Annotated in this window: 22 protein-coding genes; 17 read left to right on the top strand and 5 right to left on the bottom strand. The window is 59.8% G+C overall.

Going from position 1 to position 25,805, the window contains the following annotated elements:
- Positions 1 to 38: 38 nt before the first annotated feature.
- The 8 genes from pyrF (at position 39) to ACFFFR_RS01510 (ending at position 8,332) form a co-directional block, all read left to right on the top strand.
- The gene (pyrF, locus tag ACFFFR_RS01545; RefSeq protein ID WP_377457620.1) at positions 39 to 920 is read left to right on the top strand and encodes an orotidine-5'-phosphate decarboxylase; all 882 of its coding nucleotides are present in this window, start codon (positions 39 to 41) and stop codon (positions 918 to 920) included.
- A gap of 2 nt (positions 921 to 922) precedes the next feature.
- Positions 923 to 1,501 carry a guanylate kinase gene (gmk, locus tag ACFFFR_RS01540; protein WP_377457618.1) on the top strand — a complete coding sequence of 193 codons (579 nt, stop codon included), beginning with the start codon at positions 923 to 925 and terminating at the stop codon, positions 1,499 to 1,501.
- An 80-nt stretch (positions 1,502 to 1,581) separates the two neighbouring features.
- Positions 1,582 to 1,851 (top strand): DNA-directed RNA polymerase subunit omega, encoded by a 270-nt coding sequence (gene rpoZ, locus ACFFFR_RS01535; RefSeq protein ID WP_377457616.1) that lies wholly within the window; start codon positions 1,582 to 1,584, stop codon positions 1,849 to 1,851.
- A gap of 2 nt (positions 1,852 to 1,853) precedes the next feature.
- Positions 1,854 to 3,098, top strand: coding sequence for a bifunctional phosphopantothenoylcysteine decarboxylase/phosphopantothenate--cysteine ligase CoaBC (gene coaBC, locus ACFFFR_RS01530; RefSeq protein ID WP_377457614.1), 1,245 nt, complete (start codon positions 1,854 to 1,856; stop codon positions 3,096 to 3,098).
- A gap of 47 nt (positions 3,099 to 3,145) precedes the next feature.
- Positions 3,146 to 4,339 carry a methionine adenosyltransferase gene (metK, locus tag ACFFFR_RS01525; protein WP_377457612.1) on the top strand — a complete coding sequence of 398 codons (1,194 nt, stop codon included), beginning with the start codon at positions 3,146 to 3,148 and terminating at the stop codon, positions 4,337 to 4,339.
- Between the two features lie 65 nt (positions 4,340 to 4,404).
- Positions 4,405 to 6,555 (top strand): primosomal protein N' family DNA-binding protein, encoded by a 2,151-nt coding sequence (locus ACFFFR_RS01520; RefSeq protein ID WP_377457611.1) that lies wholly within the window; start codon positions 4,405 to 4,407, stop codon positions 6,553 to 6,555.
- Between the two features lie 119 nt (positions 6,556 to 6,674).
- Positions 6,675 to 7,352 carry a DUF6318 family protein gene (locus ACFFFR_RS01515; protein ID WP_377457609.1) on the top strand — a complete coding sequence of 226 codons (678 nt, stop codon included), beginning with the start codon at positions 6,675 to 6,677 and terminating at the stop codon, positions 7,350 to 7,352.
- 284 nt (positions 7,353 to 7,636) lie between these two features.
- Positions 7,637 to 8,332: a PKD domain-containing protein gene (locus ACFFFR_RS01510; protein WP_377457607.1), complete on the top strand. Its 696-nt coding sequence runs from the start codon at positions 7,637 to 7,639 to the stop codon at positions 8,330 to 8,332.
- A gap of 5 nt (positions 8,333 to 8,337) precedes the next feature.
- Here the strand turns inward: ACFFFR_RS01510 and ACFFFR_RS01505 are convergent, their stop codons facing one another.
- A complete protein-coding gene (locus ACFFFR_RS01505; protein WP_377457605.1) occupies positions 8,338 to 9,327 on the bottom strand; it encodes an alpha/beta fold hydrolase in 990 nt (329 codons plus the stop codon).
- A gap of 85 nt (positions 9,328 to 9,412) precedes the next feature.
- Here ACFFFR_RS01505 and glpK point away from each other — a divergent pair, with 85 nt between their 5' ends.
- From glpK to holA, 6 genes are all read left to right on the top strand, one after another.
- Positions 9,413 to 10,903, top strand: a complete 1,491-nt coding sequence (gene glpK / locus ACFFFR_RS01500; protein WP_377457603.1) for a glycerol kinase GlpK — start codon at positions 9,413 to 9,415, stop codon at positions 10,901 to 10,903.
- Between the two features lie 99 nt (positions 10,904 to 11,002).
- Positions 11,003 to 13,516: a leucine--tRNA ligase gene (leuS, locus tag ACFFFR_RS01495; protein ID WP_377457601.1), complete on the top strand. Its 2,514-nt coding sequence runs from the start codon at positions 11,003 to 11,005 to the stop codon at positions 13,514 to 13,516.
- A gap of 15 nt (positions 13,517 to 13,531) precedes the next feature.
- Positions 13,532 to 14,509: a DegV family protein gene (locus ACFFFR_RS01490; protein ID WP_377457600.1), complete on the top strand. Its 978-nt coding sequence runs from the start codon at positions 13,532 to 13,534 to the stop codon at positions 14,507 to 14,509.
- Between the two features lie 128 nt (positions 14,510 to 14,637).
- Entirely contained in the window at positions 14,638 to 15,336 is a 699-nt protein-coding gene (locus ACFFFR_RS01485) for a helix-hairpin-helix domain-containing protein (protein WP_377457598.1), read from the top strand.
- Positions 15,317 to 17,827, top strand: coding sequence for a ComEC/Rec2 family competence protein (locus ACFFFR_RS01480; protein ID WP_377457597.1), 2,511 nt, complete (start codon positions 15,317 to 15,319; stop codon positions 17,825 to 17,827). Before ACFFFR_RS01485 ends, ACFFFR_RS01480 begins: the two co-directional genes overlap by 20 nt.
- Positions 17,828 to 17,852: 25 nt before the next feature.
- On the top strand, positions 17,853 to 18,857 hold the full coding sequence (holA, locus tag ACFFFR_RS01475) for a DNA polymerase III subunit delta (protein WP_377457595.1): 1,005 nt from the start codon (positions 17,853 to 17,855) through the stop codon (positions 18,855 to 18,857).
- 115 nt (positions 18,858 to 18,972) lie between these two features.
- Here holA and rpsT read toward each other — a convergent pair whose 3' ends face one another.
- Both rpsT and ACFFFR_RS01465 read right to left on the bottom strand, forming a co-directional pair.
- A complete protein-coding gene (rpsT, locus tag ACFFFR_RS01470) occupies positions 18,973 to 19,233 on the bottom strand; it encodes a 30S ribosomal protein S20 (protein ID WP_377457593.1) in 261 nt (86 codons plus the stop codon).
- Between the two features lie 196 nt (positions 19,234 to 19,429).
- A complete protein-coding gene (locus ACFFFR_RS01465; protein ID WP_377457591.1) occupies positions 19,430 to 20,008 on the bottom strand; it encodes a type II toxin-antitoxin system PemK/MazF family toxin in 579 nt (192 codons plus the stop codon).
- A gap of 89 nt (positions 20,009 to 20,097) precedes the next feature.
- On the opposite strand from ACFFFR_RS01465, the gene lepA reads away from it, so the two are divergent.
- From lepA to ACFFFR_RS01450, 3 genes are read left to right on the top strand one after another with little or no spacing between them, the layout of a single operon-like run.
- Positions 20,098 to 21,951, top strand: a complete 1,854-nt coding sequence (lepA, locus tag ACFFFR_RS01460; protein WP_377457589.1) for a translation elongation factor 4 — start codon at positions 20,098 to 20,100, stop codon at positions 21,949 to 21,951.
- Between the two features lie 3 nt (positions 21,952 to 21,954).
- Positions 21,955 to 23,193, top strand: a complete 1,239-nt coding sequence (hemW, locus tag ACFFFR_RS01455) for a radical SAM family heme chaperone HemW (RefSeq protein ID WP_377457587.1) — start codon at positions 21,955 to 21,957, stop codon at positions 23,191 to 23,193.
- A gap of 21 nt (positions 23,194 to 23,214) precedes the next feature.
- On the top strand, positions 23,215 to 24,237 hold the full coding sequence (locus ACFFFR_RS01450; RefSeq protein WP_377457585.1) for an asparaginase: 1,023 nt from the start codon (positions 23,215 to 23,217) through the stop codon (positions 24,235 to 24,237).
- Between the two features lie 101 nt (positions 24,238 to 24,338).
- Here ACFFFR_RS01450 and ACFFFR_RS01445 read toward each other — a convergent pair whose 3' ends face one another.
- Together ACFFFR_RS01445 and ACFFFR_RS01440 are read right to left on the bottom strand one after the other, a co-directional pair.
- Positions 24,339 to 24,740: a DUF4870 domain-containing protein gene (locus tag ACFFFR_RS01445; protein ID WP_377457583.1), complete on the bottom strand. Its 402-nt coding sequence runs from the start codon at positions 24,738 to 24,740 to the stop codon at positions 24,339 to 24,341.
- A 121-nt stretch (positions 24,741 to 24,861) separates the two neighbouring features.
- Positions 24,862 to 25,737, bottom strand: coding sequence for a DUF3097 family protein (locus tag ACFFFR_RS01440; RefSeq protein WP_377457581.1), 876 nt, complete (start codon positions 25,735 to 25,737; stop codon positions 24,862 to 24,864).
- Between the last annotated feature and the right edge of the window lie 68 nt (positions 25,738 to 25,805).

The following is a 25,805-nucleotide window of genomic DNA, read 5'->3' as shown; positions in this document are numbered from 1 at the left end:
TGTTCTCGGTTTCCCCTTCAACGTAGAAAGAGTCACCCATGAGAGAGTTCGAGCTTGTGCCGACCTTCGGTCACCGGCTAGCAGCTGCGATGGAGCGATACTCCCCGCTGTGCCTTGGACTGGACCCGCACCCCAGCCTGCTGAAGGCGTGGGGGCTGGATGACTCAGCTGCTGGCCTGTCCGCCTTCGCCAAAACCGTGGTGGAGGCGGGGGCCGGCCGCGTCGGGATCCTCAAACCGCAGGTGGCCCTGTTCGAGCGCTTCGGCTCGGCCGGTTTCGCCGTGCTGGAGAAGGTCATTGCCGAAGCTCAGGCCGCCGGCATGCTGGTGATCAATGATGCCAAACGCGGCGACATCGGATCCACCATGCAGGCCTACGCAGAGGCCTGGTTGGCCGACGGATCACCGTTGGCCGGGGACGCGCTGACCGTCAGCCCATACTTGGGTTTTGAATCCTTGCGTCCGGCCATCAACTTGGCCGAGCAGAATCACCGCGGCCTGTTCGTGTTGGCGCTCACCTCTAATCCGGAAGGGGCCTCCGTGCAGCACCTCGGGGACCGGGACGGGCAGGGCTCGGTGGCCGCCGCCATCGTGAAAGCGGCCGAGGACGAGAACGATTACTTCATGTCCTCGCTGATTGAACCGGCCAAGCTCGGCCCCATCGGGCTAGTCGTGGGCGCCACAGTCGCCCAACAGGCGCAGGCATTGGGTATCGACTTGGCCCGTTCCCGGGCGGCATTGCTGGCCCCAGGTTTGGGTGCCCAGGGCGCGACCGTGGCGGACCTGCGTTCCGGTTTCGGTCAGGCGTACCCCCAAGTGGTGCCCAACTCCTCCCGCGGGATCCTGAAGGCCGGACCGGATCGGCAGTCGCTCATCGACGCCATCACCGCGGTGACCGACCAATTGAAGGAGCAGAGCTGAGCATGAACGCCATCGCACATGAGAATGGTCACAACGTCATCGTCCTAGCCGGGCCCACCGCGGTGGGGAAGGGGACTGTGTCCACCTACATCCGGGATAACTACCCGGAGGTGTGGCTGTCCGTCTCGGCGACAACCCGGCAGCCACGCCCGGGCGAAGAACACGGCAAACACTACTTCTTCGTCAGCCACGACGAGTTTGATGAACTGGTCGATTCTGGCCAAATGCTGGAGTGGGCGTTGGTGCACGGGCTGAATCGCTACGGCACCATCCGTTCGACCGTCGAGCGGGCCATTGCCGAAGGCAAGAAGGTGCTGCTGGAAATCGATCTGCAAGGTGCCCGCCAGGTGAAGGAAACCATGCCGGATGCACATTTCGTCTTTTTGGCACCGCCAAGCTGGGACGAATTGGTGGATCGGCTGATTGGTCGGGGGACCGAGAGCGCCGCTGAACAGCAAAAACGCTTGGAAACCGCTAAACTAGAACTCGCTGCGGAAACAGAGTTCGACACCACCATCGTTAATGACACGGTCGAGCGCTGCGCCGGCGAGCTTGTGTCCTTGATGGGCTTGGGCAAATAGGCCCACCCACATCGGGTTTCCTTTTCGCCTGACGGTTTGATCCGCACACCACGAATTTTCTGACAGAAAGAGACAACACTTTGTCTGAGCACTACGAAGGCATCATCAACCCACCGATTGATGAGTTGATGGAAAAAGTTGATTCCAAGTACGCACTGGTGCTGTTCAGCGCCAAGCGTGCCCGCCAGATCAACGCCTACTACGCACAGCTGCATGAAGGCCTGTTCGAGTACGTCGGGCCGCTGGTCGACACCAAGCTGAACGAAAAGCCACTGTCGATTGCACTGCGTGAAGTCAACGACGGCCTGTTGGTCGCTACCGCCGCCGAAGAAAACACTGACGCGGCCTAAGCATGCGAATCGTCCTCGGTGTAACAGGAGGCATCGCCGCCTACAAGGCTGCGTTGCTGTTGCGCCTGCTGACCGAAGCCCGTAACGAAGTACACGTCATCCCCACCGAGGCGGCACTGAACTTCGTTGGTAAAGCCACCTGGGAGGCGCTTTCCGGCAACCCGGTTCACACCAGCACTTTTGCTGCCGTCGAGGACGTCAACCATGTGGCCCAGGGTCAACACGCGGATCTGGTCGTGATCGCCCCGACCACCGCCGACACCCTGGCCAAGATCGCCGCCGGGTTGGCCCCGGACCTGCTGACCAACACCGTGCTAGCTACCACGGCACCGGTCGTGCTGGTCCCCGCCATGCACACCGAGATGTGGCAAAACCCGGCGACCGTAGCCAACGTTGAAACCCTGCGAAGCCGCGGGGTCATCGTGATGGAACCGGCATCCGGCCGATTGACCGGTCAAGACTCCGGTCCGGGACGCTTACCGGAGCCCGAGGATATCGTCGCGTTCTTGAACGCCGAGGTCGTAGACCTATCCTCCGGAACCCGGATGGGGCCGCTAACCGGACGCAAAGTCCTGATCTCCGCCGGTGGAACTCGCGAACCGTTAGATCCGGTGCGCTTCTTGGGCAACAGCTCCTCCGGCAAACAGGGCGTCGCCTTGGCTGCCGCCGCCCGCCGAGCAGGTGCCGAGGTCACCTTGCTGGCAGCCCACATGGATGTTGCACCCCCTGCGGGCGTCAAAGTGATTCCCACACCCACCGCAGCTGATCTCCAGGCAGCCGTGACCAAACAGGCTCCCAGCCACGACGTGTTGATCATGGCAGCGGCGGTCGCCGACTACCGCCCGGAGAGCGTTGCCGAGGCAAAGATGAAAAAGGGGCCGGGGGAGAACTCCTTGACCCTGACACTGGTGGAAAACCCAGACATTCTGGCCGAAGCCGTGGCCAAGCGCAACGCCAAGCGTCGGCCAAGCCAGCGCAAGAAACCACGGCCGCGCCTGATCGCCGGCTTCGCCGCAGAAACCGGCGACAAAGAACACTCCGTATTGGAGTACGGGCAGGCCAAACTGGAGAAAAAACAGTGCGACCTGCTGTTCGTCAATGATGTTTCCGGTGGCGCCGGATTCGGTCGGGACGACAACGCGGTCACCATCTTGGCACTGGACCAGGACACCCCGGTGGCGGAGGTTGCCGGCAGCAAGGACGATGTTGCCGAAACCATGATTCGCACCATCGCCGACCGGCTCTAAGTTTTGTTCATGATTGCTCTGCACCCTAGCTATAAGGAAACAAATCTGTGACAGGTCTACGCCTTTTCACCTCTGAGTCAGTGACTGACGGGCACCCAGACAAGATCTGCGACCAGATCTCCGACGCCATCTTGGATGCGCTCCTGAAGGTTGACCCGAATTCACGGGTGGCGGTAGAGACCCTGACCACGACCGGTCTGGTGCAGGTAGCCGGCGAGGTCACCACGGCAGGGTACGTGGAAATCCCGGACATCGTCCGCAAGACCATCTTGGAGATCGGCTACGATTCCTCAGCCAACGGCTTTGATGGCAACCGCTGCGGTGTCAACATCTCCATCGGCAACCAGTCACCCGAGATTTCTGCCGGCGTCACCACCTCCTTGGAAGCCCGCTCCAATACGGCCGAAGATGACCGTGACATGCAAGGGGCCGGGGACCAGGGCATCATGTTCGGCTACGCGTCCGATGAAACTGATGTATTTATGCCGACCCCCATCTGGCTGGCCCACCGGCTTTCCGAACGTCTCACCGAGGTGCGCAAGACCGGAGAATTGGCGTACCTGCGCCCGGATGGCAAGACCCAAGTCACTATCGGTTACGACGGGGACGAGCCCGTCACGGTAGAAAATGTGGTGGTCTCGTCTCAGCACGTGGACGGTTTCGATCAGGACCGGCTCAAGGAAGATCTGGAACGCTACGTGGTCAAACCGGTCTTGGAGGTCGCCGACCTCGACATCACCGATGTCGAATTGATCTTGAACCCGGGTGGACCGTTCGTGATTGGTGGCCCAGTCGGGGACGCCGGGCTGACTGGACGGAAGATCATCGTGGACACCTACGGTGGCATGGCCCGCCACGGCGGCGGCGCCTTCTCCGGGAAAGACCCGTCCAAGGTGGACCGCTCCGGCGCCTACGCCATGCGTTGGGTCGCCAAGAATGTGGTGGCGGCAGGGCTGGCGCGCCGCGCTGAAGTGCAGGTAGCCTACGCGATCGGGAAAGCACGTCCGGTGGGCCTGTACGTGGACACTTTCGGCACCGAAACCGTTGACCCCTTGAAGATCGCCTCGGCCATCCAAGAGATTTTCGACTTACGCCCCTTGGGCATCATCGAAGACCTGGACTTGAAGCGCCCGATCTACCAGAAGACCGCAGCACACGGACACTTCGGCCGCAACGACCCCGATTTCACGTGGGAAGCGTTGGTCAAGGTCGCAGATCTGAAGAACTACTTCAACGCATAAGCTAAAAGGGGAGTAGGTCAGCGCGCCGGAAGGTAACTGGTTACGGTCTGAAGGAGGTGAATCGCGTGTCGGATGAGACGCTATTCGCCTTTGAACCCGATGATGGCCAGGACGAGTTGTTCGGTCCTATCGATACCGAACGGGATTTCTCCGGCCGAGCCGATTTGGCGGACCCGCCACTGGCCCGTGTCCACCTAGAAACCCCAGTACCGCACCTGGATCGGACCTTTGACTATCTGGTGCCCACCGAGCTGGGGGAGAGCGCCCAACCCGGCGCCCGGATCCGGGCCAAATTCGGGCACCAGTTCCTCAACGGCTTCGTTCTGGAGCGTATGTCGACCACCCGGACCGACGCGAAACTCCAGGAACTGGACAAGGTTCTCTCCGCTCACCCCGTCCTGCCGGAAAGTACCTACCGTCTTTGCAAGCAGGTAGCGGCGCGCTTTGCCGGTACTGTGGCAGATGTCTTGCGGTCGGCGGTTCCACCCCGAGTGGCCTCCATCGACAAAGAATTTGCTGCTGCCGAACAGCAAGGTGACGAAAACAGCACCGATGAGAGTACTGAGGACTCCGCCCAGCAGATCCGTAAGGCCCTTAACCCACATTGGGAGAGCGAGGGCTTTCCGGATGAAGTGTCCCGACTTGCGGCGAAGATGGTGGCCGAAGAGCATATCCGCGCTCGGATTGTGACACCCCTTCGGTACGGCCCACAGGGCTGGCCGCAGCTTGTCGCATCCATGTTGGCCACCGTCTATGAAGCCGAGCAAGGCGCGATCGTTATCGTCCCGGATCAACAAAACCTCGACCGGCTCGAAGAGGAACTTCAAGGTGCCGGCTTCACGGAAGAAGTATATGCGCGTCTGACAGCAGAAGACGGCCCAACCCCGCGGTATCGAAACTATCTGAAAGTAGCCACCGGGAAGGTTAAGATCGTCATCGGGACCCGCTCTGCAGTGTTCGCACCGGTTCAAGACGAAACACTCATGATCGTGGTGGACGATGCGAACCACAATCACAGCGAACCCCGGGCACCGTACTGGAATACCCGCGACGTGGCATTGCTGCGAGCCCAGCAGCAAGACACGAGTCTGCTTTTCATCGGCCCGAGCCCGTCCGTCCACACGCAACGCCTCGTGGAAATCGGCTATCTGGAAGACTACCAACCGCTCCGAGAACGCAGAGGCAGCCTCTATCCGCGCGTGATTGTCGCGGCTGACGAGTACTACCAAGAACGCGAATACGGGCCAGGCTCACATCGGATCCCATCCGTAGCGTGGCAGGTCATCACCCGGGCGCTGAAGCGTGGGCCGGTGCTCGTCCAAGTGGCTCGTACCGGGTTCATTCCAGCTGTGCGATGTGTACGTTGTGGCACCCAAGCGCGGTGTCCGGAATGTACCGGACCCCTCGGCTACCAAGACAAGAGTGACACCGAATCCGGGACGCTCGTGTGCCGCTGGTGTGGCCGACACGAACACCAGCCACAGTGCCAAGAATGCTCCTCGACAGTTTTCAAAGCCGCTCATCGTGGGGCTGAACGGACTGCAGAAGAACTCGGGCGAGCTTTCGCCAACGTTCCGGTGATCTCATCTGCCGGGGACCACATTCGGACCACCATCACGCAAAAGTCTGTGCTGGTGGTAGCGACCCCCGGTGGGGAACCGGTGGCACCGGAAGGCTACGCTGCCGTCATCCTGTTGGACGGTAACACCATGCTCGCCCGTGAAGGGCTGGATGCGCCGGCCGACGTATTTCACCGCTGGACTGACGCACTCGCTCTGGCTCAGCCACATCACCAAGACGGGCTCTGCGTTATCACCGCCGACCCTGGCCAAGAAGTCAACACGCTCGCTCGGCTAGATATACCCGGTTATTTCTCGCACTTGTACCACCAGCGTCAGCAAACCCAGCTACCGCCCGTGCGCCGCTACGCAACGGTCGACGGGGCACCGGTAGATGTAAAGAGCTTCGTCGAGCATGTCCAGCATCAACTGCTCGAAACAAGTGCCGATCCGGAGCATCCGCCCACGGTATCCGTCATCGGCCCCTCACCGTTAGACCCAGACGGCAAGCAGGTTCGTACCCTGCTGTTTTACAGCTACCGAGATGGGGCCGCGGTCTCGGCCGCGCTACGCGGAACGAAGGCCGCTTTCAGTGCGAAGAAGCGGTATCAGCATGATCCTGTCCGGGTGAAAGTCGATCCTGACGGAGTCTTATAGGACCTCCTTTGTGACATGGCATGAAGTCACGGTGTGGAAAACTCTTCGCCGAGATGGAATCTCGTGGTTAGAGTGGACCACATTGATAAAGCGTGATGTGTGCCACCAAGGAGTGTTCTATGAACTTGCCCAAGCGACTGCTTTCTCTCGCGTTGGCAGTGCCACTGCTCTTTGTGTCTGCCTGTGGCGACGAAGAAACTCCGGGACAGACACCATCACCAGAGAACTCTTCCCCGGGGTCAAGCACACCACCTTCAAGTCCATCTCCTTCGGGCCAAGGATCCTCGCCATCCACCTCCGGTGAGTACAAGCCCGCAACTCTCGAACATCCTGCCCAAAACGTTCAGGTCCCTAAGTATCCGGAAACCGGGAAGAAGGACAACAAGGAAGGCCGAGAAGCAGCTGCTAGGTACTTCTTTGAAGCTTTGAACTACGTCAAAGAAACTGGCAAGAGGGACGCTCTCGACGAAGTCTCTCATCCTGTTTGTGAGCTCTGCTACACGTACCAGAAACGAATTGGCGACCATTACCGTACCGGTGGCTGGATTGTGGACTCCAAGGCACACTCGTTAGAGCTTCAAGAACAACCAGAGGTCGACGAACACGGACGCTACCGGATCAATTTCAGCGTCAAACAGAACCCAGGAACAGCTGTCGAAAAGAACGATAGCTCTCTCGAATACGATGAGCAGCCTGGCTCCCTATCAAAGGGGACTCTGTGGGTGCAGTATTGGCCCAAGAAACAACGCGTGGTTGTGCTTCACTATGGCCCTACTGATTCTCAACCAACATCATGATTAAGCGATTGGTAAGTCAGGTCTTGTTTGGTGCGATCCTTGCACTTGGATCACCTGATGTGAACTTTGCTGATCAAGATACGGTGAAACTTAGCGCTAAGACGGAAACAGCCACGCAAGTGATTTCCGACCCAGTCCCCGGAGGACCGCAAGTTGGTATAGCCCCTCCAGCACCGGCTCCTGATCATTCTGAAAACAAGTCCGTCGTTTCGAAGAAGCCGCCGACGGTTTCGTTGCCGTATTGCACTCAGCTATCAGAGACTGATGCCCTTGATGTTGAGTGCATGCAAACCGATCTAGGTTTGTGCCCGGATGGACAGTACCTGATGGTGGAGTACCGGATCGGGAACAACAACACCAAGATCCCAACCGGGCATCAATGGTGCAGCGCCACCGATGATGTTGAAGCAGCCCCCGGCACCGTAGTCGAACCAGCCGAAGGCCAAACCGTCCAGATCGTCGTTACCCTTGAGGACCTGCAAAAGTTGAAGGTTTCTCCGACGAAGGTGTTGTCTGCGAATTTTAAGCGCGAGGGCAAGTACGTCGGGTTGCGCAAGCAGCCGATCCATATGTGGACCGAAGCCGGGGAAATCACCCGAACCATCAGCATGCTGGGTCAGCAGGTTCAGATCAAGCTCACCCCGGTGTCGTATCTGTGGGATTACGGAGATGGCAGCACCCAAACCACCACCACCGGTGGCGGGGCCGTGGACAGCACGTTCGAGGGTGAGACCAAGACCAGTCACGCCTACACCGAGACCGGCACCTACACCGCCCAAGTCACGGTCTCTTACGGCGGACAATTCCGGGTCGGCACCGGGGAGTGGGTACCCGTGGTCGGGTTCTTGGAGATCCCTTCGGAGACAGCGTCCATGGATATCTGGCGCAAGAAGGTCTACCCGGTGGATGAAAACTGCGACGAAAATCCCAACGGCTTCGGCTGCGACTCCCTCTTCCAAGAAGAGGGACCGACTGGCTGATCAGCTTAGTTGAGCTCCACGGGTAGAAAACGCCGGATTGCTTCTACGGCTTCAGGGGCTTTTTCGTAGTGGATCAGATGACCGACCTCTGGCAGGACGACCAACTGCGTCTGACGTGGGAACAGCGCCGCCAGTTCTTGTTGAGCCTCAACCGAACCTAGGGGATCTAGCGCACCAGCTATGAGCAGGACGGGAACCGGAACGTCGGCGGCATCCATGCCACAGTGATGTGAGATGGACGCCCGATATGCTTCTTCGAGCACCTGTCGTGATGCGAAACCCGAAAAGTACCGATCGTGTTGTTCGTGGGCCAGTGCACGGATTTGTTCATCGGAACTGACGACCATGAATTCGGTCATGAACCGTACGACCAATGGCGAGCGCAGCAGTGCGTAACCTAATCGGCGGGGCAGTAGGGAGCTCGCTCGGTAATATTGCGCGGTCAGCACCGACATCACTTTGTTGCTGGCAGAGAGGGGCAACTCCGCAATCGGATTGACCAGCACGAGAGCTGCGAGGTTCGGCAGATCGGTGGCAAGTTTAGTGGCGACAATCGAGCCGAATGAGTGACCTAAAAGATAGAACGGTTCTTGGGGCAGGACTTGGTTAACAAGCTCACGCAGCATGGCGGCGTAGTTGCCAACACTGTGGGTTTGGTTCATGACCGGGCTGAGACCAAAACCTGGCAGATCAGGTACCAACAGGTTGAAATCGCCCAGTCCGTCCACGAGGTTAGACAGGCCGTGGTGGTCCCCTCGGAAACCGTGAATCATGAGCAGCCATGGTCGGTTCGATGGATCCGTGTCAGTGGGGTACACCCAGTACTTGATTTCACCCTTGCTCAGTTGTGCCGAGTAGATGGCATCGCTCGCCTGGCTCTGCTGCCAGCGTGGCAGGTTGTCTGTCCGAGCGGGGAAGCCGGTGAGTTGCTCCGGCGTACTCGCCAGCTGGGGTGCCCGGATGATGCCTTGGATACGGGTCAAGAGTGAAGTCACTCTTGTAGCCTACCGTTGCTTCACACGCACCAGTGTCGCTTGAGTTCCTTCATGAGCCCTCGCTGCTGGGGTAATCTCGGTTTTCATGGAGCAATACTTCTTGGCGATTGATCAGGGCACGACCTCGACCCGGGCAATTCTCTTCACCGTGGACGGTCAGATCCGTGAGGTTGCTGCAGCCGAGCATCGTCAGTACCACCCGCAGCCGGGCTGGGTGGAACACAGCGCCGAAGAGATTTGGTCCAATACCAGCCAGGTCATCGAGAACGTGATGACTGCGGCCGAAGTCGAGCTCGAGCAGCTCTTGGCGTTAGGCATCACGAACCAACGTGAGTCGGTGGTGTTCTGGGATCGGGAGACCAGAGAGCCTCTGACCCCGGTGATCGTCTGGCAGGACAGCCGTACTCAGGACTGGTTGGACGAGCACTCCGACACTCTTTCTGCGGAGGTGAAGAAGCGTTCGGGGTTACCGTTGACGGCTTATTTCTCCGCCTCGAAGATCTCGTGGCTTTTGCGGCATGATCCAGATCTGGCCGATCGCGCGAAACGTGGTGAGGTATGTGTCGGGACCATGGATACATGGTTGTTGCATAACCTCACTGGCGGGGAGGTCTTTGCAACGGATGTGACCAATGCATCCCGCACGATGCTCTACAACCTTCAAGAGGATCAATGGGACGAAACGCTGTGCCAGTTGTTCGAGATTCCGGCTGAGATTTTGCCTCAGATCCGCCCATCGGCCGGGGACTTCGGCACCGTGACGATGCCGGAGTGTATTGCTGGGGTGAAGATCACAGCTATTTTAGGCGATCAGCAGGCTGCGGCTTTTGGCCAGCACGCGGTGAGTGCGGGTCAAACCAAAAACACGTACGGGACCGGCTGCTTCCTGCTGCAGAACACCGGTACCGAGATCCCCAGTTCTGAACACGGGCTGATTCCGACCGTGGCCTATCAGATCGGTGATCAGCCGCGCAGCTTCGCACTGGAAGGCTCCATTGCCGTTGCGGGTTCCGCTTTGCAATGGCTGCGCGATCAGGTACAACTGGTGCCGGACACCGAGACTTTGGTGGAGGTCGCCGCCTCCGTGGATGACACCGGGGGAGTCTACTTCGTCCCGGCGTTCTCGGGACTTTATGCCCCGTACTGGGACACCAATGCTCGAGGGCTGTTGATCGGCATGACCGGGTACACCACCAACGCCCATATTTTGCGGGCGGCACTGGAGTCGACGGCCTATCAGTCAGTGGATGTGCTCACCGCGTTGGCTGACTCCACCGGGCAGGATCTGGAGTCCATCAAGGTTGATGGTGGGATGGCCGTCAACGATCAGCTCCTCCAGTTCCAGGCTGACCTGTTGAACGTTCCTGTGCAACGCCCCACGGTGATCGAAACGACTGCACGAGGTGCCGCCCTGGCTGCCGGTCTCGGCGTCGGGCACTTCACCGACCTTGAGGATCTTGCCGAACTCTGGCAGCTGGATACCGAATTCAGCCCGAGCATGGATCCGGAAGAACGGGCCGAGTTGCTGCGGTACTGGCACCGCGCGATTGAGCGTACCCGCAACTGGCTCGGATAGGCCCGATCACAGGGCTTTGACGACAGCTGGGGCTGGCCGGAGTGAGCCGTGATCACTGATAAACTGAGTTGAGCTTTTTAGACACAAGGTAGGAAGAACTTGAGCACGACCAACTCCCAGAATGCACCCACCACTGAACGCAGCTACTCGTTCAAGGAGCTCGAAGCTAAATGGATGCCCGTCTGGGAAGACCTTCAGGTGTTCAAACCCCTCGATGACGGCTCCAAGGAACGCCGCTACGTGCTGGACATGTTCCCGTACCCGTCAGGGGACCTGCACATGGGCCACGCCGAAGCATTTGCGATGGCGGACGTCGTCGCCCGCTACTGGAAACTGCGCGGCTACGATGTGCTGCACCCCATCGGCTGGGACTCCTTCGGCCTGCCTGCGGAAAACGCAGCCATCAAGAACAACGCGCACCCATCCGAGTGGACCTACGCCAACATTGAGACTCAGGCCGAGTCGTTCAAACGTTTCGCGATTGCATCCGACTGGTCCCGCCGTCTGCACACCTCGGATCCGGAGTACTACAAGTGGACTCAGTGGATCTTCCAGCAGCTGCATAAGGCCGGCCTGGCCTACCGGAAGGACCACCCGGTCAACTGGTGCCCGAAAGACCAGACCGTTCTAGCCAATGAGCAGGTTGTTGGCGGGCTGTGTGAACGCTGCGGTACCGAGGTCACCAAGAAGACGCTGAATCAGTGGTACTTCAAGATCACCGAATATGCCGAAGAGCTACTGGCCGACATGGAAGGCTTGCACGGGCACTGGCCCGAGCGGGTCCTGGCCATGCAGAACAACTGGATTGGCAAGTCCACCGGTGCCACCGTCCGCTTCCAGATCAAGGAGCAGGGCGCGCAGGCCGGCAAGGACGTGACCGTCTACACCACCCGGCCAGACACCCTGTACGGTGCCACCTTCATGGTCGTGGCCGCCGATGCCGCGCTGGCGGAGGAGCTGGTTGCTCCCGAGCATGCTGCCGAGTTGGACGCGTACCGCGAGCAGCTGTCCCACCTCTCCGACATTGACCGGCTCTCCACCGAACGGAAGAAGACCGGTGTCTACCTAGGCCGCACCGCCATCAATCCACTCTCCGGCGAAGAAATCCCGGTGTGGGCCTCCGACTATGTTCTGGCCGATTACGGCACCGGCATGATTATGGCTGTGCCGGCCCATGACGACCGAGACATCGAATTTGCCGCCGCTATGGATCTGCCCATCCGCATGGTGGTGGACACCGGTGAAGAAGACCCGGCTGTCTCCAAGGTGGCGACCATGGGTGATGGTGTGCTGGTCAACTCCGGCCCGCTGAATGGTCTGCCCAAGGATGAAGCCATTGCCAAGGCCATCGAACTGCTCGGTGAGGCCGGCACCGGTGAGGCCGCGACGAACTATCGTCTGCGTGACTGGTTGATCTCCCGCCAGCGCTTCTGGGGCACCCCGATTCCGGTGGTGCACTGCGACGATTGTGGCGAAGTGCTGGTGCCCGAGGCACAGCTACCGGTGACGCTGCCAGAAGACATGCGCGGCGAGGACTTGGCACCGAAAGGCCAGTCACCGCTGGCCGCCAACGATGATTGGAAGAACGTACCGTGCCCGCAATGTGGTGGTGCCGCCGTGCGTGACACCGACACCATGGACACCTTCGTGGACTCGTCCTGGTACTTCCTGCGCTACATCGACCCGAACAACGACGAGAAGATTTTTGACTCAGCCGAAGTCAACAAGTGGGGTCCAGTCGACCAGTATGTGGGCGGCGTTGAGCACGCCATCTTGCACCTGCTCTACTCCCGGTTCCTGACCAAGGTGCTGCACGATCTGAAACTGATCGACTTTGACGAACCGTTTTCCGCCTTGCTGAACCAGGGCCAAGTACTCAACGGCGGTAAAGCCATGAGCAAGTCGCTGGGCAACGGCGTGGATTTGGGGGAGCAGCTCGACCTGTACGGTGTTGACGCCATCCGGCTCACCATGGTCTTTGCCTCCCCACCGGAAGATGACATCGACTGGGCCGATGTTTCCCCGGGCGCCTCCGTAAAGTTCCTGAACCGCGCTTGGCGTCTTGCCGCGGACCTCAACGCCGCAGGCGTCGGCCCGGACGTTGACTACAGCCAAGGTGCCACCGCGCTGCGGCAGGCCACCCACAAGACGGTCGATGAGGCCGCCCGTCTGCTGGACAGCCAGCGCTTCAACGTGGTCATTGCCCGCACCATGGAACTGGTCAACACCACCCGCAAGCAGATTGACTCCGGCGCCGGTGTGACCGACCCGGCCGTGCATGAAGCCGTCACGGTGGTCGCCCAGCTACTGTCCTTGGTTGCCCCGTACACGGCCGAAGAGATGTGGGAGCTGCTCGGTTACGAGCCATCCGTGGCCACGTCCAGTTGGCTTGAAGTCGATCCGGCCCTGTTGGTGGAAGACACCATCACCGCCGTCGCCCAGGTCAAGGGCAAGGTCCGTGACCGCTTTGAAGTCTCGCCGAACATTTCCGAAGAAGAGCTCGAAGCCCTCGCGCTGGCCTCGGCCAATGTGCAGCGCGCCATCGGGGATAAGGGTGTACGCATGATCATCAACCGTGCCCCGAAACTGATCAATATCGTCCCGAACAACTAAGGTCACCGGCACCAGATGGTCGCGGCAGAGTTCACCGATGGATCCCTTCCACAGTGGTTGGAAGGGATCCGCAGTGAACTCAAAAAGCACCGGCCCTCCTTTCAGGTACTGCTGCGGTCGCTGACCAAACGCAACCGCATCGCCGTCGTCACGGACTCGGCGTGCGCGTTGCCACCGGAAATACGGGAAATCCCCGGCACCGAGCATTTACGGATCATCCCGATGCCGGTCATGGTCGACGGACAAATCTACACCGAAGGGGTCACCGGACCCGGCTCCGAGCTACCCGTCGCACTGGCGACCGGTAAACGCATCCAAACCTCCCGACCGGCGCCCGGACACATCCGCGAGGTCTACCAGCAGCTGGAACGTGAAGGCTACCAACACATCATCTCCCTGCATCTGTCCGGCCGACTCTCCGGCACCGTGGATGCGGCCATCCTCGCCGCCGAAGACGTCACGATTCCGGTGGACGTCATTGACACTCGGGCAGCAGCCATGGCCCAGGGCTATATGGTGCTCGACGCCCTGCTGCTCATCGCGCTAGGGTACAACGCCACCGAGGTCACGGATTTTCTTGATGCGGAAAAGAAAGCCCAGGGGGCGTTCTTCACGGTGGCGAATCTGGAAGCCTTGCGCAGGGGCGGACGAATCAACGCCCTCTCCGGATTGCTCGGCGCGATCCTGAACGTCAAACCCGTGCTGTACCTTTCCGACGGCGCGATCCAACTAGCGGAAAACACCCGTAGTTTCGACCGGGCCTTAGAGCGCATCAGTGATTTGGTCACCACGACCGCGAGCTCCAGTCCGCACCGGATCGCCGTGCACTACTTCGGGGACCGCACTGCAGCAGAAAACCTGATCAAGACTTTCCAGCCACTCTCCAGTTTGCCCGTGCCGCTCCTGCCGCTACCGGCGGTCCTAGCGGCCCACACCGGCTTGGGCTCTATCGGGGTGACGCTCAGCCCGCATCAGGAGCGCAAGCCCGCCTAGCCCCGCCGTGAGCCGGCAACGGCTCACCACCACTCCCTGTCCTCCACAGATAGGACATGAGCCTGAAGATACGCAGGTGTGTTGGGTTGTCGCAGATCTGACATGTCTTCTTGTGTCACTGTCACGGCATGAGATCCGCAACCGGTACCGCCAGCCTTCGCCCACGCCTGAACCTGAGAATGGGTGTCGTGCTGCTGGCCATCTTGGCCACGTCGGTCTTCGTGTTTCTCAAACTCATCGAGCCTGACCACACGCACGTTCAAACACCACCGAAGACCCTGAGTCACGAAGAAGAGGGACCGGTCGAACCACGTCCCGGTGAGGAGGCTGTCGCCACCGAAGAAGATGGCGGTCGAGTCACCGCGCACGTGGTCGGCGCCGTAGCCAAGCCCGGGATCGTCCTCTTGGCAGAAGGCGCACGGGTCTTTGAAGCCGTTGAAAAAGCTGGCGGTCTCAGTGCCGAGGCCGCACCCGACTCGGTCAACCTGGCCGAGAAGATCCAAGACGGTGCCCAGATACGGATCTTGACAAAGAAAGAGGCCAAGCAAGCTCCAGCCAGCCCACCCGGACAGCGGCCTGGGAACCAGACTGCAAGTACTCCACCTGATGGTTCGCAGTCCGCCGCTGGTGATGGTGTGAAGGTGAACGTGAACACGGCTGATGCCGCCGGCCTAGAGCAACTGCCGGGTGTTGGACCCGCCACCGCCGCGAAGATCATCAGCCATCGCGAACAGTTTGGGCCCTTCGCATCGCCCGAAGAATTGACCGCGGTCCGGGGGATAGGTCCTGCCACGGTCGAGAAGTTCCGTGACCAACTCGAGTTCTAACCACAGTCCATCCCGCCGTAAATCTCCCGGCGATTGGCGTCTGGTGCCCCTGACCGCCGGGCTCGTGCTGGTCACCCTCTTGGCGGTTGTGCTGCCGGAACCGCAGTTGGCACTTTTTTGGCGGATCGGCTTAGCCATAGCATTGACTGCCGGCGGGTACCTTTGGTGGGCGTACCGTTCGCCCCTAGAGACCTGCCGGGGCCGGCGCTGGTTGCGCATGAGCATCTTACATGTCGCTCTGATTTGCGCGGCCAGCGTTATCGTTGTCTCTTCCGTTGCAGCCCAGAAAAGCTCTTGGGACGAGGCCAACTTTCGCCACTACATGAGCGAGCAGCAAAGCTTCCGGGCGGTGATCGAGCTATCTCAACAGCCTCAGAAGAGAACCAACCAGTTCGGCCAAACCAGTTATGAAGCGGCCGCCCATGTGTTGGCGTTACAACACCGCAACGGGGTTGACCAGCCGGTGAAGAGCGCTTGGCCCGTGTGGTTGCGCTCGGATCAACCCCTGACCTACGGGGCGGGGACGGTGGTTCGCGGGATCGTCCTCGCTCAAGAACCGCCCTCACTGTCTCGGATTCAGGCATTCGTTACCGTGCGAGGTCCCGTCGAAGTTCTCAGCGAGCAAGACCCCGACATTTTCGAGCGGCTCCGGGAGCGTCTGCTGGAACTTGGGCGGGAACACCGGACCGGTTTTGACGGCATCGATGCCAGTACCGAGCACCAGCGCGGTAGCGCACTGATCGCCTCCATGATCGTGGGGGACACCTCCGAACACGATGAGCAGCTGCGCACTGACATGAAAGTCTCCGGTCTGTCACATCTCAGTGCCGTCTCCGGAGCTAATTGTGCGCTCGTCTTCGGGGTTGTCACCACCCTGATGCGCAGGCTCAGGTTGCCGATGTGGTTACAGATGCTCGCCAGTTCCGTGGCCCTGATTTTATTTATTTTAGTTGTTGGTTTTGAACCGTCCGTGTTGCGTGCCGGGGTGATGGGCCTTGTCGGCGCGATCGCAGTGTTCGCCGGACGCGGCCGAAAAACGCTTCCGCTTCTGTACGTCGCGTGTATCGGGCTCCTCCTCTTCGACCCGTGGTACGTCACCGATCTTGCATTTCAGCTCTCCGTGGCCGCGACGTGGGGGATCATCGTCTGGGGTACTGCGTTGAGCAACCTCTTTCCGGTCTGGGTGCCAAGAATCCTTGCCCAAGCCACCGCCGTGGCGGTCGCGGCGACCATCGCAACCATTCCGGTGCTCGGCCCGGCCACGGGCGCGTTGCCGACCCACTCGGTGGCAGCCAACGTGTTGGTCACCCCGTTGGTGCCGTTGATTACTCTGCTTGGGACGGCCGCGTTGCCGTTTGTTCTGTGGCTGCCGGCCCTAGCCAAGGTTCTGCTGTACCCGGTCGGTTGGCTCACCATTGGCGTTGGAGCCGTGGGCCATTTTTCCGCGGGGCTGCCCGGTGCGCTCCTGCCGTGGCCGGAAGGAAGCCTCGGTTATGGCTTGGGCATGCTCATCGTGTTGCTTGTCGCGATCAGTACCCATGTTCTTAGCCGGCGAAGTCAGGCGCTTGACCGCAACCGGGCTGAAGGGATACGAACCATGATTCGAATCGTTCGTTATGGCTCTGTTGGGAACTGGTTTCGTTTCCATCTGGGGCGTTCCAGCGGCTGGCTGGCAGCGACCATCATCGCGTGCTGTTGCCTTATCGGCCTAGGGGTGTGGCTCCGACCAACGGGGCTGGGCAGCAACTGGCATCTGGCTGTTTGCGATGTCGGCCAAGGCGACATGTTCGTGATGAACACCGGAGCTGATCAGGCGGTAGTCATCGACGCCGGACCGGATCCCCAAGCAGCTGATCAGTGTCTGAAAGAACTGGGTGTCACCCATGTTGAACACTTGTTCATCTCCCACCAACACACCGACCATTACGGGGGAGTCGAAGGGGTCTTCCGCGACAGGGCCGTTGCAGCCCTCAGCGTGGGCACGGCGGAGAAGCATGTCCAGATTCCACAGCTGGGCACCCAGCCTCGCTTTCCCCGGCAAGGAGAACGATTCACCTTCGGTGGTGAAGCTGGCACCCCACACGTGACCGTCACGGCGCTCACCCCGGGAAGGAAACCACATCACACCGAAAACAACGCCTCCCTCGTGCTGCATGTCCACTTGAAACACGAGGATGTGTCCTTGTTGTTCACCGGGGACTTGGAAGAGGAGGAATTTAACCGGCTTCAAGCAAATCGAATGATCCCTGAAAACATCGATGTTTTGAAAGTGGCTCACCACGGGGCGCGCAATGGAAGCGCGCGTGTCCCGCAGCTGCTCGGCCCCTCGCTGGCTCTCATCTCTGTCGGAGCTGACAACGATTACGGGCACCCGCACCCAGAAATTGTGGCGGCGCTGAAGGAAGAACAGGCACATGTGGTGCGCACCGATGAACTAGGATCAGTATGGGTCCAATTTACCGACAACGGTTTTCTTGTGGGCCAATTCTAGGACAGGGCAAGGAGAGTATTTACCGATGGCGTCACCGAAGCGAAGAAACACGGATGTGTTGAGCTTCCGCCAGTTTACTCCCGCATCGCTCATGCTGCTGGCCGGTAAGGAAGACTATTCTGCCTCGTGGGTCTGGCAGCGTGTCCGGGAACAGCTACGGGCCCAAGACCCCGATATTCAGATTCACCAGCTCGATGCCCCCAGCTACGAGGCCGGACAGCTAACCATGCTGACCGCACCTTCCTTATTCGGTGGCGCCAACGCCATCTACGTGGACTCGTTGGAGAAGATGAATGACGCGTTCCTCACGGACGCACTTGATCTCTTGTCCGGCCCCGAACCCGATGCGGTTTTGGTTTACCGGCACCGCGGCGGGAACCGGGGCAAGCGGCTCCTAGATGCCTTGAAGAAGAAGGCGTCGGTCGTGGAATGCCCGGAAATCAAATCGGAGCGAGACAAGACCGAACTGGTGCGGCGTATTTTTGCTGACGAGAAACGCCGTATCTCTCCGGAGGCTGCTACCGTTCTGGTCTCGGCCTTAGGTAACTCCGTGGCCGAACTTGCCGCCGGTGCCGAGCAGCTGATCAACATCGTCACCGGTGATGTGGGTGTCGATGCCGTTGAACAGTATTACGGCGGACGCGTCGAGGTAGCCACCTTCAAGGTCGCCGATGCTGCATTGGGCGGTCAGATCACCTCTGCTTTGGAGTTGAACCGCCACTGTTTGGAAACGGGCACTCCACCGTTGCTGGTTGTCGCCGCCTTGGCGGCCAAGGCCCGACAGATCGCCTTGATTTCTGATGGCGCATATTCTTCCCAAAGTGCCGCCGCAAAACTCGGTCTGCCACCGTGGCAGGCCGAACATGCCGCACGCTCGGCCCGGCATTGGGACGGCCGTCGTATCGGTCGAGCCCTAGAGCTGATTGCCCACGCAGACCACCAGGTCAAGGGCCTGAGCCGGGACGCCGAATACGCCTGCGAGCAGGTCGTGTTGAAAGTTTCCCAGCTAGCCGTCGGCCGGGACGTCTAGCCCGATGCCGTGAGCGGCTTGCAAAAACATGAGGCCGGTTAAACGTTGAAGGCCGACCGCTCAGTCGAGCAGTCGGCCTTCAGAAAATATTGAATGCGGCTAAGCGGCAGCCTACTTAGAGGGCGTTGACCTTAGCGGCCAGCTTGGACTTGCGGTTAGCAGCCTGGTTCTTGTGGATAACGCCCTTGGAGACGGCCTTATCCAGCTTGCGGCTGGCAACCTGCAGGGCTTCCTGAGCCTGTTCCTTTTCGGCGGCCTCGACAGCCTTGTTGACCTTGCGCACCACAGTCTTCAGTTCGGAACGAACGGCGACGTTACGGACGCGAGCCTTTTCGTTGACGAGGATGCGCTTCTTGGAGGACTTGATGTTTGCCACGGAGTAAAAATCTCTCTGGTTGGTTGTCTTATGCGGTTTGGTCGGTGAGGGATTATCCGCGTCGTTCGCTGCAACTGAGATGTGGCGGGGGAATGCCGGGCAACGAAACGTGCTGGATGTGCCCGATGACCTACGCGGACACACAGCTAAAAATTCTAACAGACTTTTCGTCCGTTGGTTGACAACACACGCGCCCCTAGTGGTACCAGCCGTGATTCTGTTCCAGCCGCTCCTGGACAAAACGGAATCGTTGCTCGTCAAGGATGGCGCCGTTGCGGCGGACATCGTCGGGATGAATCTGCAGAATCCGGTCTAATTTCACTTCGCTGGGGCGGCGTTTCCGGTCCCATGGCCCGGTACCGATGTCCAGATAATTCGGGTCATGTTCGTGCGTGTTGTTGCGGTCCCGGGTGGTCAGCATGGCGGCCAGCAGATATTTCCCATTGCGTCCGACGAGCAGGACCGGGCGGTCTTTTCCTTGGCAGTGATCTTCTTCGTAGGGAACCCACGTCCAGACGATTTCACCGGGATCGGGTTTCCCATCGGCTTTGGGGGAGTACTCCAACTGTGCGCTTCCGGTGAAGTCGCCGGGGTAGGCGCGTCCTAGATGCTGATCGGCGGTACAGTTGGCGGAATTCTGGGGAGAGCGCCCTCGGCTTTGCTGCCGTGACTTGGTTGTGCCCGAAGACGAGCGCATAAGTGGGGAGAGCGCGTTCTTTAAGCGGCGCGCGGTGCCCATGAGTTGCCGGAGATTACGCGGAAAAGGACTACTCATTTTCCTTACGCTACCACCTCCAAACCATGGTGGAGACTAAAACATGAAACAATGGGGTGTTGTAGTTTTTCTGGAAAGGGAAGAGCTGTATGTCTCCTCACGCCCGTACCGCACCGGTACCTGGCGCCACCGACCCTTCGGTGATTCGCAACTTCTGCATCATCGCGCACATTGACCACGGCAAGTCGACGCTGGCAGACCGCATGCTGCAGTCCACTGGCACGGTGGAGCAGCGTGAGATGCGGGCCCAGTATCTGGACAACATGGATATTGAGCGTGAACGTGGCATCACCATTAAGTCTCAGGCTGTACGCATGTCTTGGGACGTCGAGGGTACAGCTCACATCCTGAACATGATCGACACCCCCGGGCACGTGGACTTCACCTATGAGGTTTCGCGTTCTTTGGCAGCGTGTGAAGGCGCATTGCTGCTGGTAGATGCGGCTCAGGGGATTGAAGCGCAGACCCTGGCCAACCTGTACTTGGCGATGGAACACGATCTGACCATCATCCCGGTGCTGAACAAGATCGATCTGCCCGCAGCTGACCCTGACCGGTACGCGGCCGAGATTGCGAACCTCATCGGCGTGGACGCCGACGATGTGTTGCGCGTTTCGGGCAAGACCGGCGTCGGTGTAGAGGAACTGTTGGACAAGATTGTTCGTGAGATCCCGCCACCTGAGGGTGTGGCGGACGCTCCGGCCCGCGCCATGATTTTTGACTCGGTCTATGACACCTACCGTGGTGTGGTCACCTATGTGCGCATGGTCGATGGAAAGATTGGCCCCCGCCAGAAGATCGAAATGATGGCCACCGGGGCAACCCACGAGCTGCTGGAAGTGGGTGTCTCGTCACCGACCCCAGAACCGGCCAAAGGCCTCTCGGTTGGAGAAGTGGGTTATCTGATCACCGGCGCCAAGGACGTGCGCCAGTCAAAGGTGGGTGACACCGTCACCTTGGCCGCGGACCCGGCCGAAGAATCTTTGGGCGGCTACGAAGAACCGCAACCAATGGTGTTCTCCGGGCTGTACCCGATTGATGGGTCCGACTACCCGGTGCTGCGTGATGCACTGGATAAGCTCAAGCTCAACGACGCGGCCCTGGCCTATGAACCAGAAACCTCGGTGGCCCTTGGTTTCGGTTTCCGTGTTGGCTTCCTTGGCTTGCTGCACTTGGAGATTGTGCGGGAGCGGCTGGAACGCGAGTTCAACCTAGACCTGATTTCCACTGCACCGAACGTTGAATACGAGGTCGTGACCGAGGATAAGACCCGTTTCAAGGTGACGAACCCTTCCGAATACCCGGAAGGAAAGATCCTTGAGGTTCACGAACCGATGGTGAACGCCACCATCATCACCCCTTCCGACTATGTGGGTGCCGTCATGGAGCTGTGCCAGTCCAAACGAGGCAATATGCGCGGCATGGACTACCTCTCCGAGGAACGTGTCGAGCTGCGCTATTGGATCCCGCTGGCAGAAATCGTCTTCGACTTCTTCGATCAGCTCAAGTCCCGGACCAAGGGCTACGCATCCCTTGACTGGAAGGCCGACGGGGAACAGGTTTCCGATCTGGTCAAGGTGGACATCTTGCTACAGGGCGAGCAGGTGGACGCGTTCTCCGCGATCACGCACAAGGACAAGGCGTACTCGTACGGTGTCATGATGACCCAGAAGCTGCGTGAGTTGATTCCGCGGCAGCAGTTCGAGGTGCCGATTCAGGCCGCCATCGGCTCCCGGATTATTGCGCGTGAAAACATCCGGGCGATCCGCAAGGACGTGCTTGCTAAGTGTTATGGCGGTGACATCTCTCGTAAGCGCAAACTTCTGGAGAAGCAGAAGGAAGGCAAGAAGCGCATGAAGATGGTCGGGCGCGTGGAGGTCCCGCAGGAAGCCTTCATCGCCGCGCTCTCGGCCGACGGTGGCACCGAGAAGGGCCGCAAATAGTTCATGCCCGCCCATGAACTGGACGGGTCTGCCATTCCAGCGTTGGATGGCAGCCTCCCGCCCCAGGCCCGCGCCGAAGAGGCGCGCACCTTCTCCGCGTACGTCCATATCCCGTTCTGCGCGGTGCGCTGCGGTTATTGCGACTTCAATACCTACACTGCCCACGAGTTGGGTGGCGGGGCTGATCTGCTGAACTATGCGCAGACATTGCTCACAGAGGTGGAGCTGTCACAGCGTGTCATGGCCCAGACCGGCATCCCGGCACGAGCTTTGTCTTCGGTCTTCTTCGGCGGGGGAACACCGACCCTGTTGCCGGGTGCGGACTTGGCCAAGATCCTCGTGGCCCTGCAGGAGACCTTCGGGCTTGAAGCGGGTGCGGAGGTCACGGTTGAAGCCAACCCGGACACCATCACCGCCGAGCTGGTCCAGACGCTTGCCGACGCCGGGGTCAATCGTGTCTCAATCGGCATGCAGTCCGCCGTGCCCCATGTGCTCGAGGTCCTTGACCGCACTCATGACCCGGCCCGCATCCCCGATGCCGTGGAACTGGTCAAGGCTGCGGGCCTGCAGGTGAGCCTAGATCTGATTTATGGGACGCCGGGGGAGAGCGTTGCCGACTACCGGCACACCTTGGAGCTGGTCACAGCACTGGAACCTGACCACGTGTCCGCCTACGCCTTGATCATCGAAGAGGGTACCAAGCTGGCAGCCCAGATGAAGCGTGGGGTTTACCCGTACCCGAACCCGGATGATCAGGCGGAGAAATACGAGCTCACGGACCAATTGCTGAACGCCGCAGGGTACCAGTGGTATGAACTGAGCAACTGGGCGCGCAGCGATGACCGCCGCTCCGCCCACAATCGCTACTACTGGTTGAATCAAGACTGGTGGGGCTATGGACCGGGCGCGCACGGGCACTTGGGCAATTATCGGTTCTGGAATGTAAAGCATCCACGTGCTTACGCCGATCGTCTTCAGGCGGGCCATTCACCGGCTCTGGGGATGGAGATCCCGGATGAGCAGGCCCAACTGCTTGAGGATGTGCTGCTGCAGACACGCTTGGTTGAGGGGATGGCTGAGAGCCGTCTTGGACTCTCACCGCAAACCTTGGCGCATCGCTGCACCCCGCTGCTGGAGCAAGGTCTTATTGATCCAGCAGCCCTGGAGAGGGGAAGAATTGTGTTGACCCTGAAGGGGCGGCTGTTGGCGGATGAAGTGGTTCGGCGTCTCCTCGATTTCTGATCGCGGCGCTATGCTTCGGGTATGAAACGAATTGCTGTCATTGGCACGGGTGGGACCATCAGTAATGCTGGAACCGGGTCTCTGGATTATCTGAGCTATTTGGATTCTGGCCAGGTTTTATCCACCGAAGACGTGTTGGCGTTGAATCCCCAGATCCGGGAGGTCGCGGAGATTTCTCCGCTGCCTTTCGGGCAGTTGCGCAGTAAACGACTCAGCACTGCCGACTGGTTCAGGTTGGCTGCCATGGCTCAGCAAACTCTGGATGAAGACGATGTCGATGGCTTAGTCATCACTCATGGCACCGGTCTGCTGGAAGAAACCGCCTTCTTCCTGCATCTGGTTCTCGACACCGAAAAACCAGTGGTCATCGTGGGTTCGCAGAGACCGCCACGCACCCTCAGTAGCGATGCCCAGCTGAACTTTGTTGACGCGGTTCGTGCCGCGGCTGCTGAGCAGACTTCGGGGCTTGGCGTCGTGGTGGTCATGGATCAGACGGTGCACAGTGCACGCGATGTCACCAAACGTAGTAACCACCGCTTGGACGCTCTGACCAGTCCGGTGGCTGGGCCTGTCGGGGGCGTCACGGTGGACGGGTCTGTACGAATCTCGCGTGTACCGGTCCAGCTACACACCAGCACCAGTGCCTTCGCCCGCTGTTGGGAGCAAACGTGCCGGGACCATCAGACCGACGCATCTTTGCCCCGGGTAGACATCGTGTACGGATACGGTCAGGCCGATGGGGTAGCGGTTCGGGCGTTTGTGGAGGCGGGTGCGACCGGTTTGATTGCCATCGGGTTCCCACCGGGTACTAATACCCCGGGCATTGATGAGGCGCTTGATGAAGCCGTCGCATCCGGGGTGGTAGTCGTACAGGCTACCCGGGCTTTTGATGACCCACGCGTGTTGAGCCGGACCTCGTTGCTGGACCGAAAGCTGGTGCCGAACAGTGATTTGTCACCCCAGCACGCACGGATTTTGCTGCAGTTGTGCCTCGCCCACGGGTTTGGTCCGGCAGCGATCGAACAAGCTTTCGCCACCTACTAAAGGCGAGGCTGACGGCGCAGCTGATAAAACGGCGGAAACAAAAGAACCGCCAGGAACCTCTGCGTGTTCCTGACGGTTCTTTTAAAGCTTCGTCGTTGGGTCTAGAGCAGACGCAGGTTGAAGCGGTACCGGTACGGGCGGCCCTTATTGCATTCGATGCCGGCAATGACCCCGGAGATGGTCATGAAGATCCAGACGATGACGGCGCCGAGGCCGAAGATCCAGCCGAACAAGGGCAGCAATGCCAAGATGTTGGCCAGGATGAAGATCACTGTGAGCGGCAGCGTGAAGTTGAGTGCTTCTTTGGATTCTTGCGCGGTGAACGGGCCGCGGTCACGGAAGATGAGGTAGATGACCAGTGACGGCAACGCGCCCAGAATCGCACCGAAGTGGGCGATGGTAGCCCACTGGCGGTCTTCAGCCGGGGTCAACGGCGGAACAGCCGGGGCAGGATCCTGTGGGACCTGTTGCTGTCCAGTGTTTCCCTGATTGGCGGTTGTCATTAACACTCTTTCTCAGAAACGGTGAGGCCGTCAGTGGCGTCATCGGGTGCAAATTTTGCTTCCATTCTAATCCATCAATCTGCAACTACCTGCGCGTAGACTCGCCTGTTACGCGGCTTTTCTAGGCGTATCTGTCTTCATCGTCTTGGGTGAGAAAGTCGATGAGTTCCTCTACACGGCCCAGAAATGAGGGTTCCAGGTCGGCATAGTTGCGCACTCGGGCAAGAATGAGCTTCCAACCGTGAGCAATGTCTCGTTGGTTGCCATGTGGCAGCCCGAAGGCCTGCAACACGCCGCGTTTCCATTCCACGCTGCGGTCAATGCTGGGCCAGGCCGCAATCCCGAGTGCCTTGGGTTTCACTGATTGCCACACGTCTACGTAGGGGTGTCCGAGAACCAGAACTGTGTCAGCCCACTGCCGGTTGGCGCGCACCTGCTCTACGATTCGCGTCTCCTTAGAGCCGGGAACGAGGTGATCGACGAGGACCGCTAGTCGAGCCTGACGGTGCGGACCGAACGCTTGAATCATGGCGGGCAAATCGTCGATTCCGCCGATCGGTTCCACCGCGATACCGAGTTCGCGCAGATCTTCGCCCCAGATTTTCTCGACCAGTTCCGCATCGTGCGTTCCTTCGACCCAGAATTTCGCCGCCCGCGCAACCGTGGCCTGCTGGCTGCTGCGCGCACGCGAGCCGGATGCTGTGCGGTTTGACGTGCTCGGCCGCGGTGCCTTGGGTGTGGCCGATGGGGTCAGTTCGACTGGTTCGCCTTCGAGTAAGAAACCGAAGCCCAACGGGAAGGATCGTGTCTTGCCGTGCCGGTCTTCTAGGACCACCACGTGCATGCCGCCAGCTTTTTCGACACGAAGGATGGCACCGACCCACCCGGATTCGGTTTCTTCGATCACCAGTCCCGATTCGGCTGGCTGCTGACGGATCTGCCGACCTTGGCCGGCGCGCAAATCTCCGAGGTCGCTCGGTCCCCACTGCGTGTTCATGACCACTACTGTACGCGTGCGCGCCGACAAAACCGGGTAAAGGTATTACACTGAATAGAGCAGTTTTA

Source organism: Micrococcoides hystricis (genome assembly GCF_042434215.1).
In the GTDB taxonomy this organism is placed as follows: Bacteria; Actinomycetota; Actinomycetes; order Actinomycetales; family Micrococcaceae; genus Micrococcoides; species Micrococcoides hystricis.
This window is presented reverse-complemented; position numbering and strand designations above follow the sequence as displayed.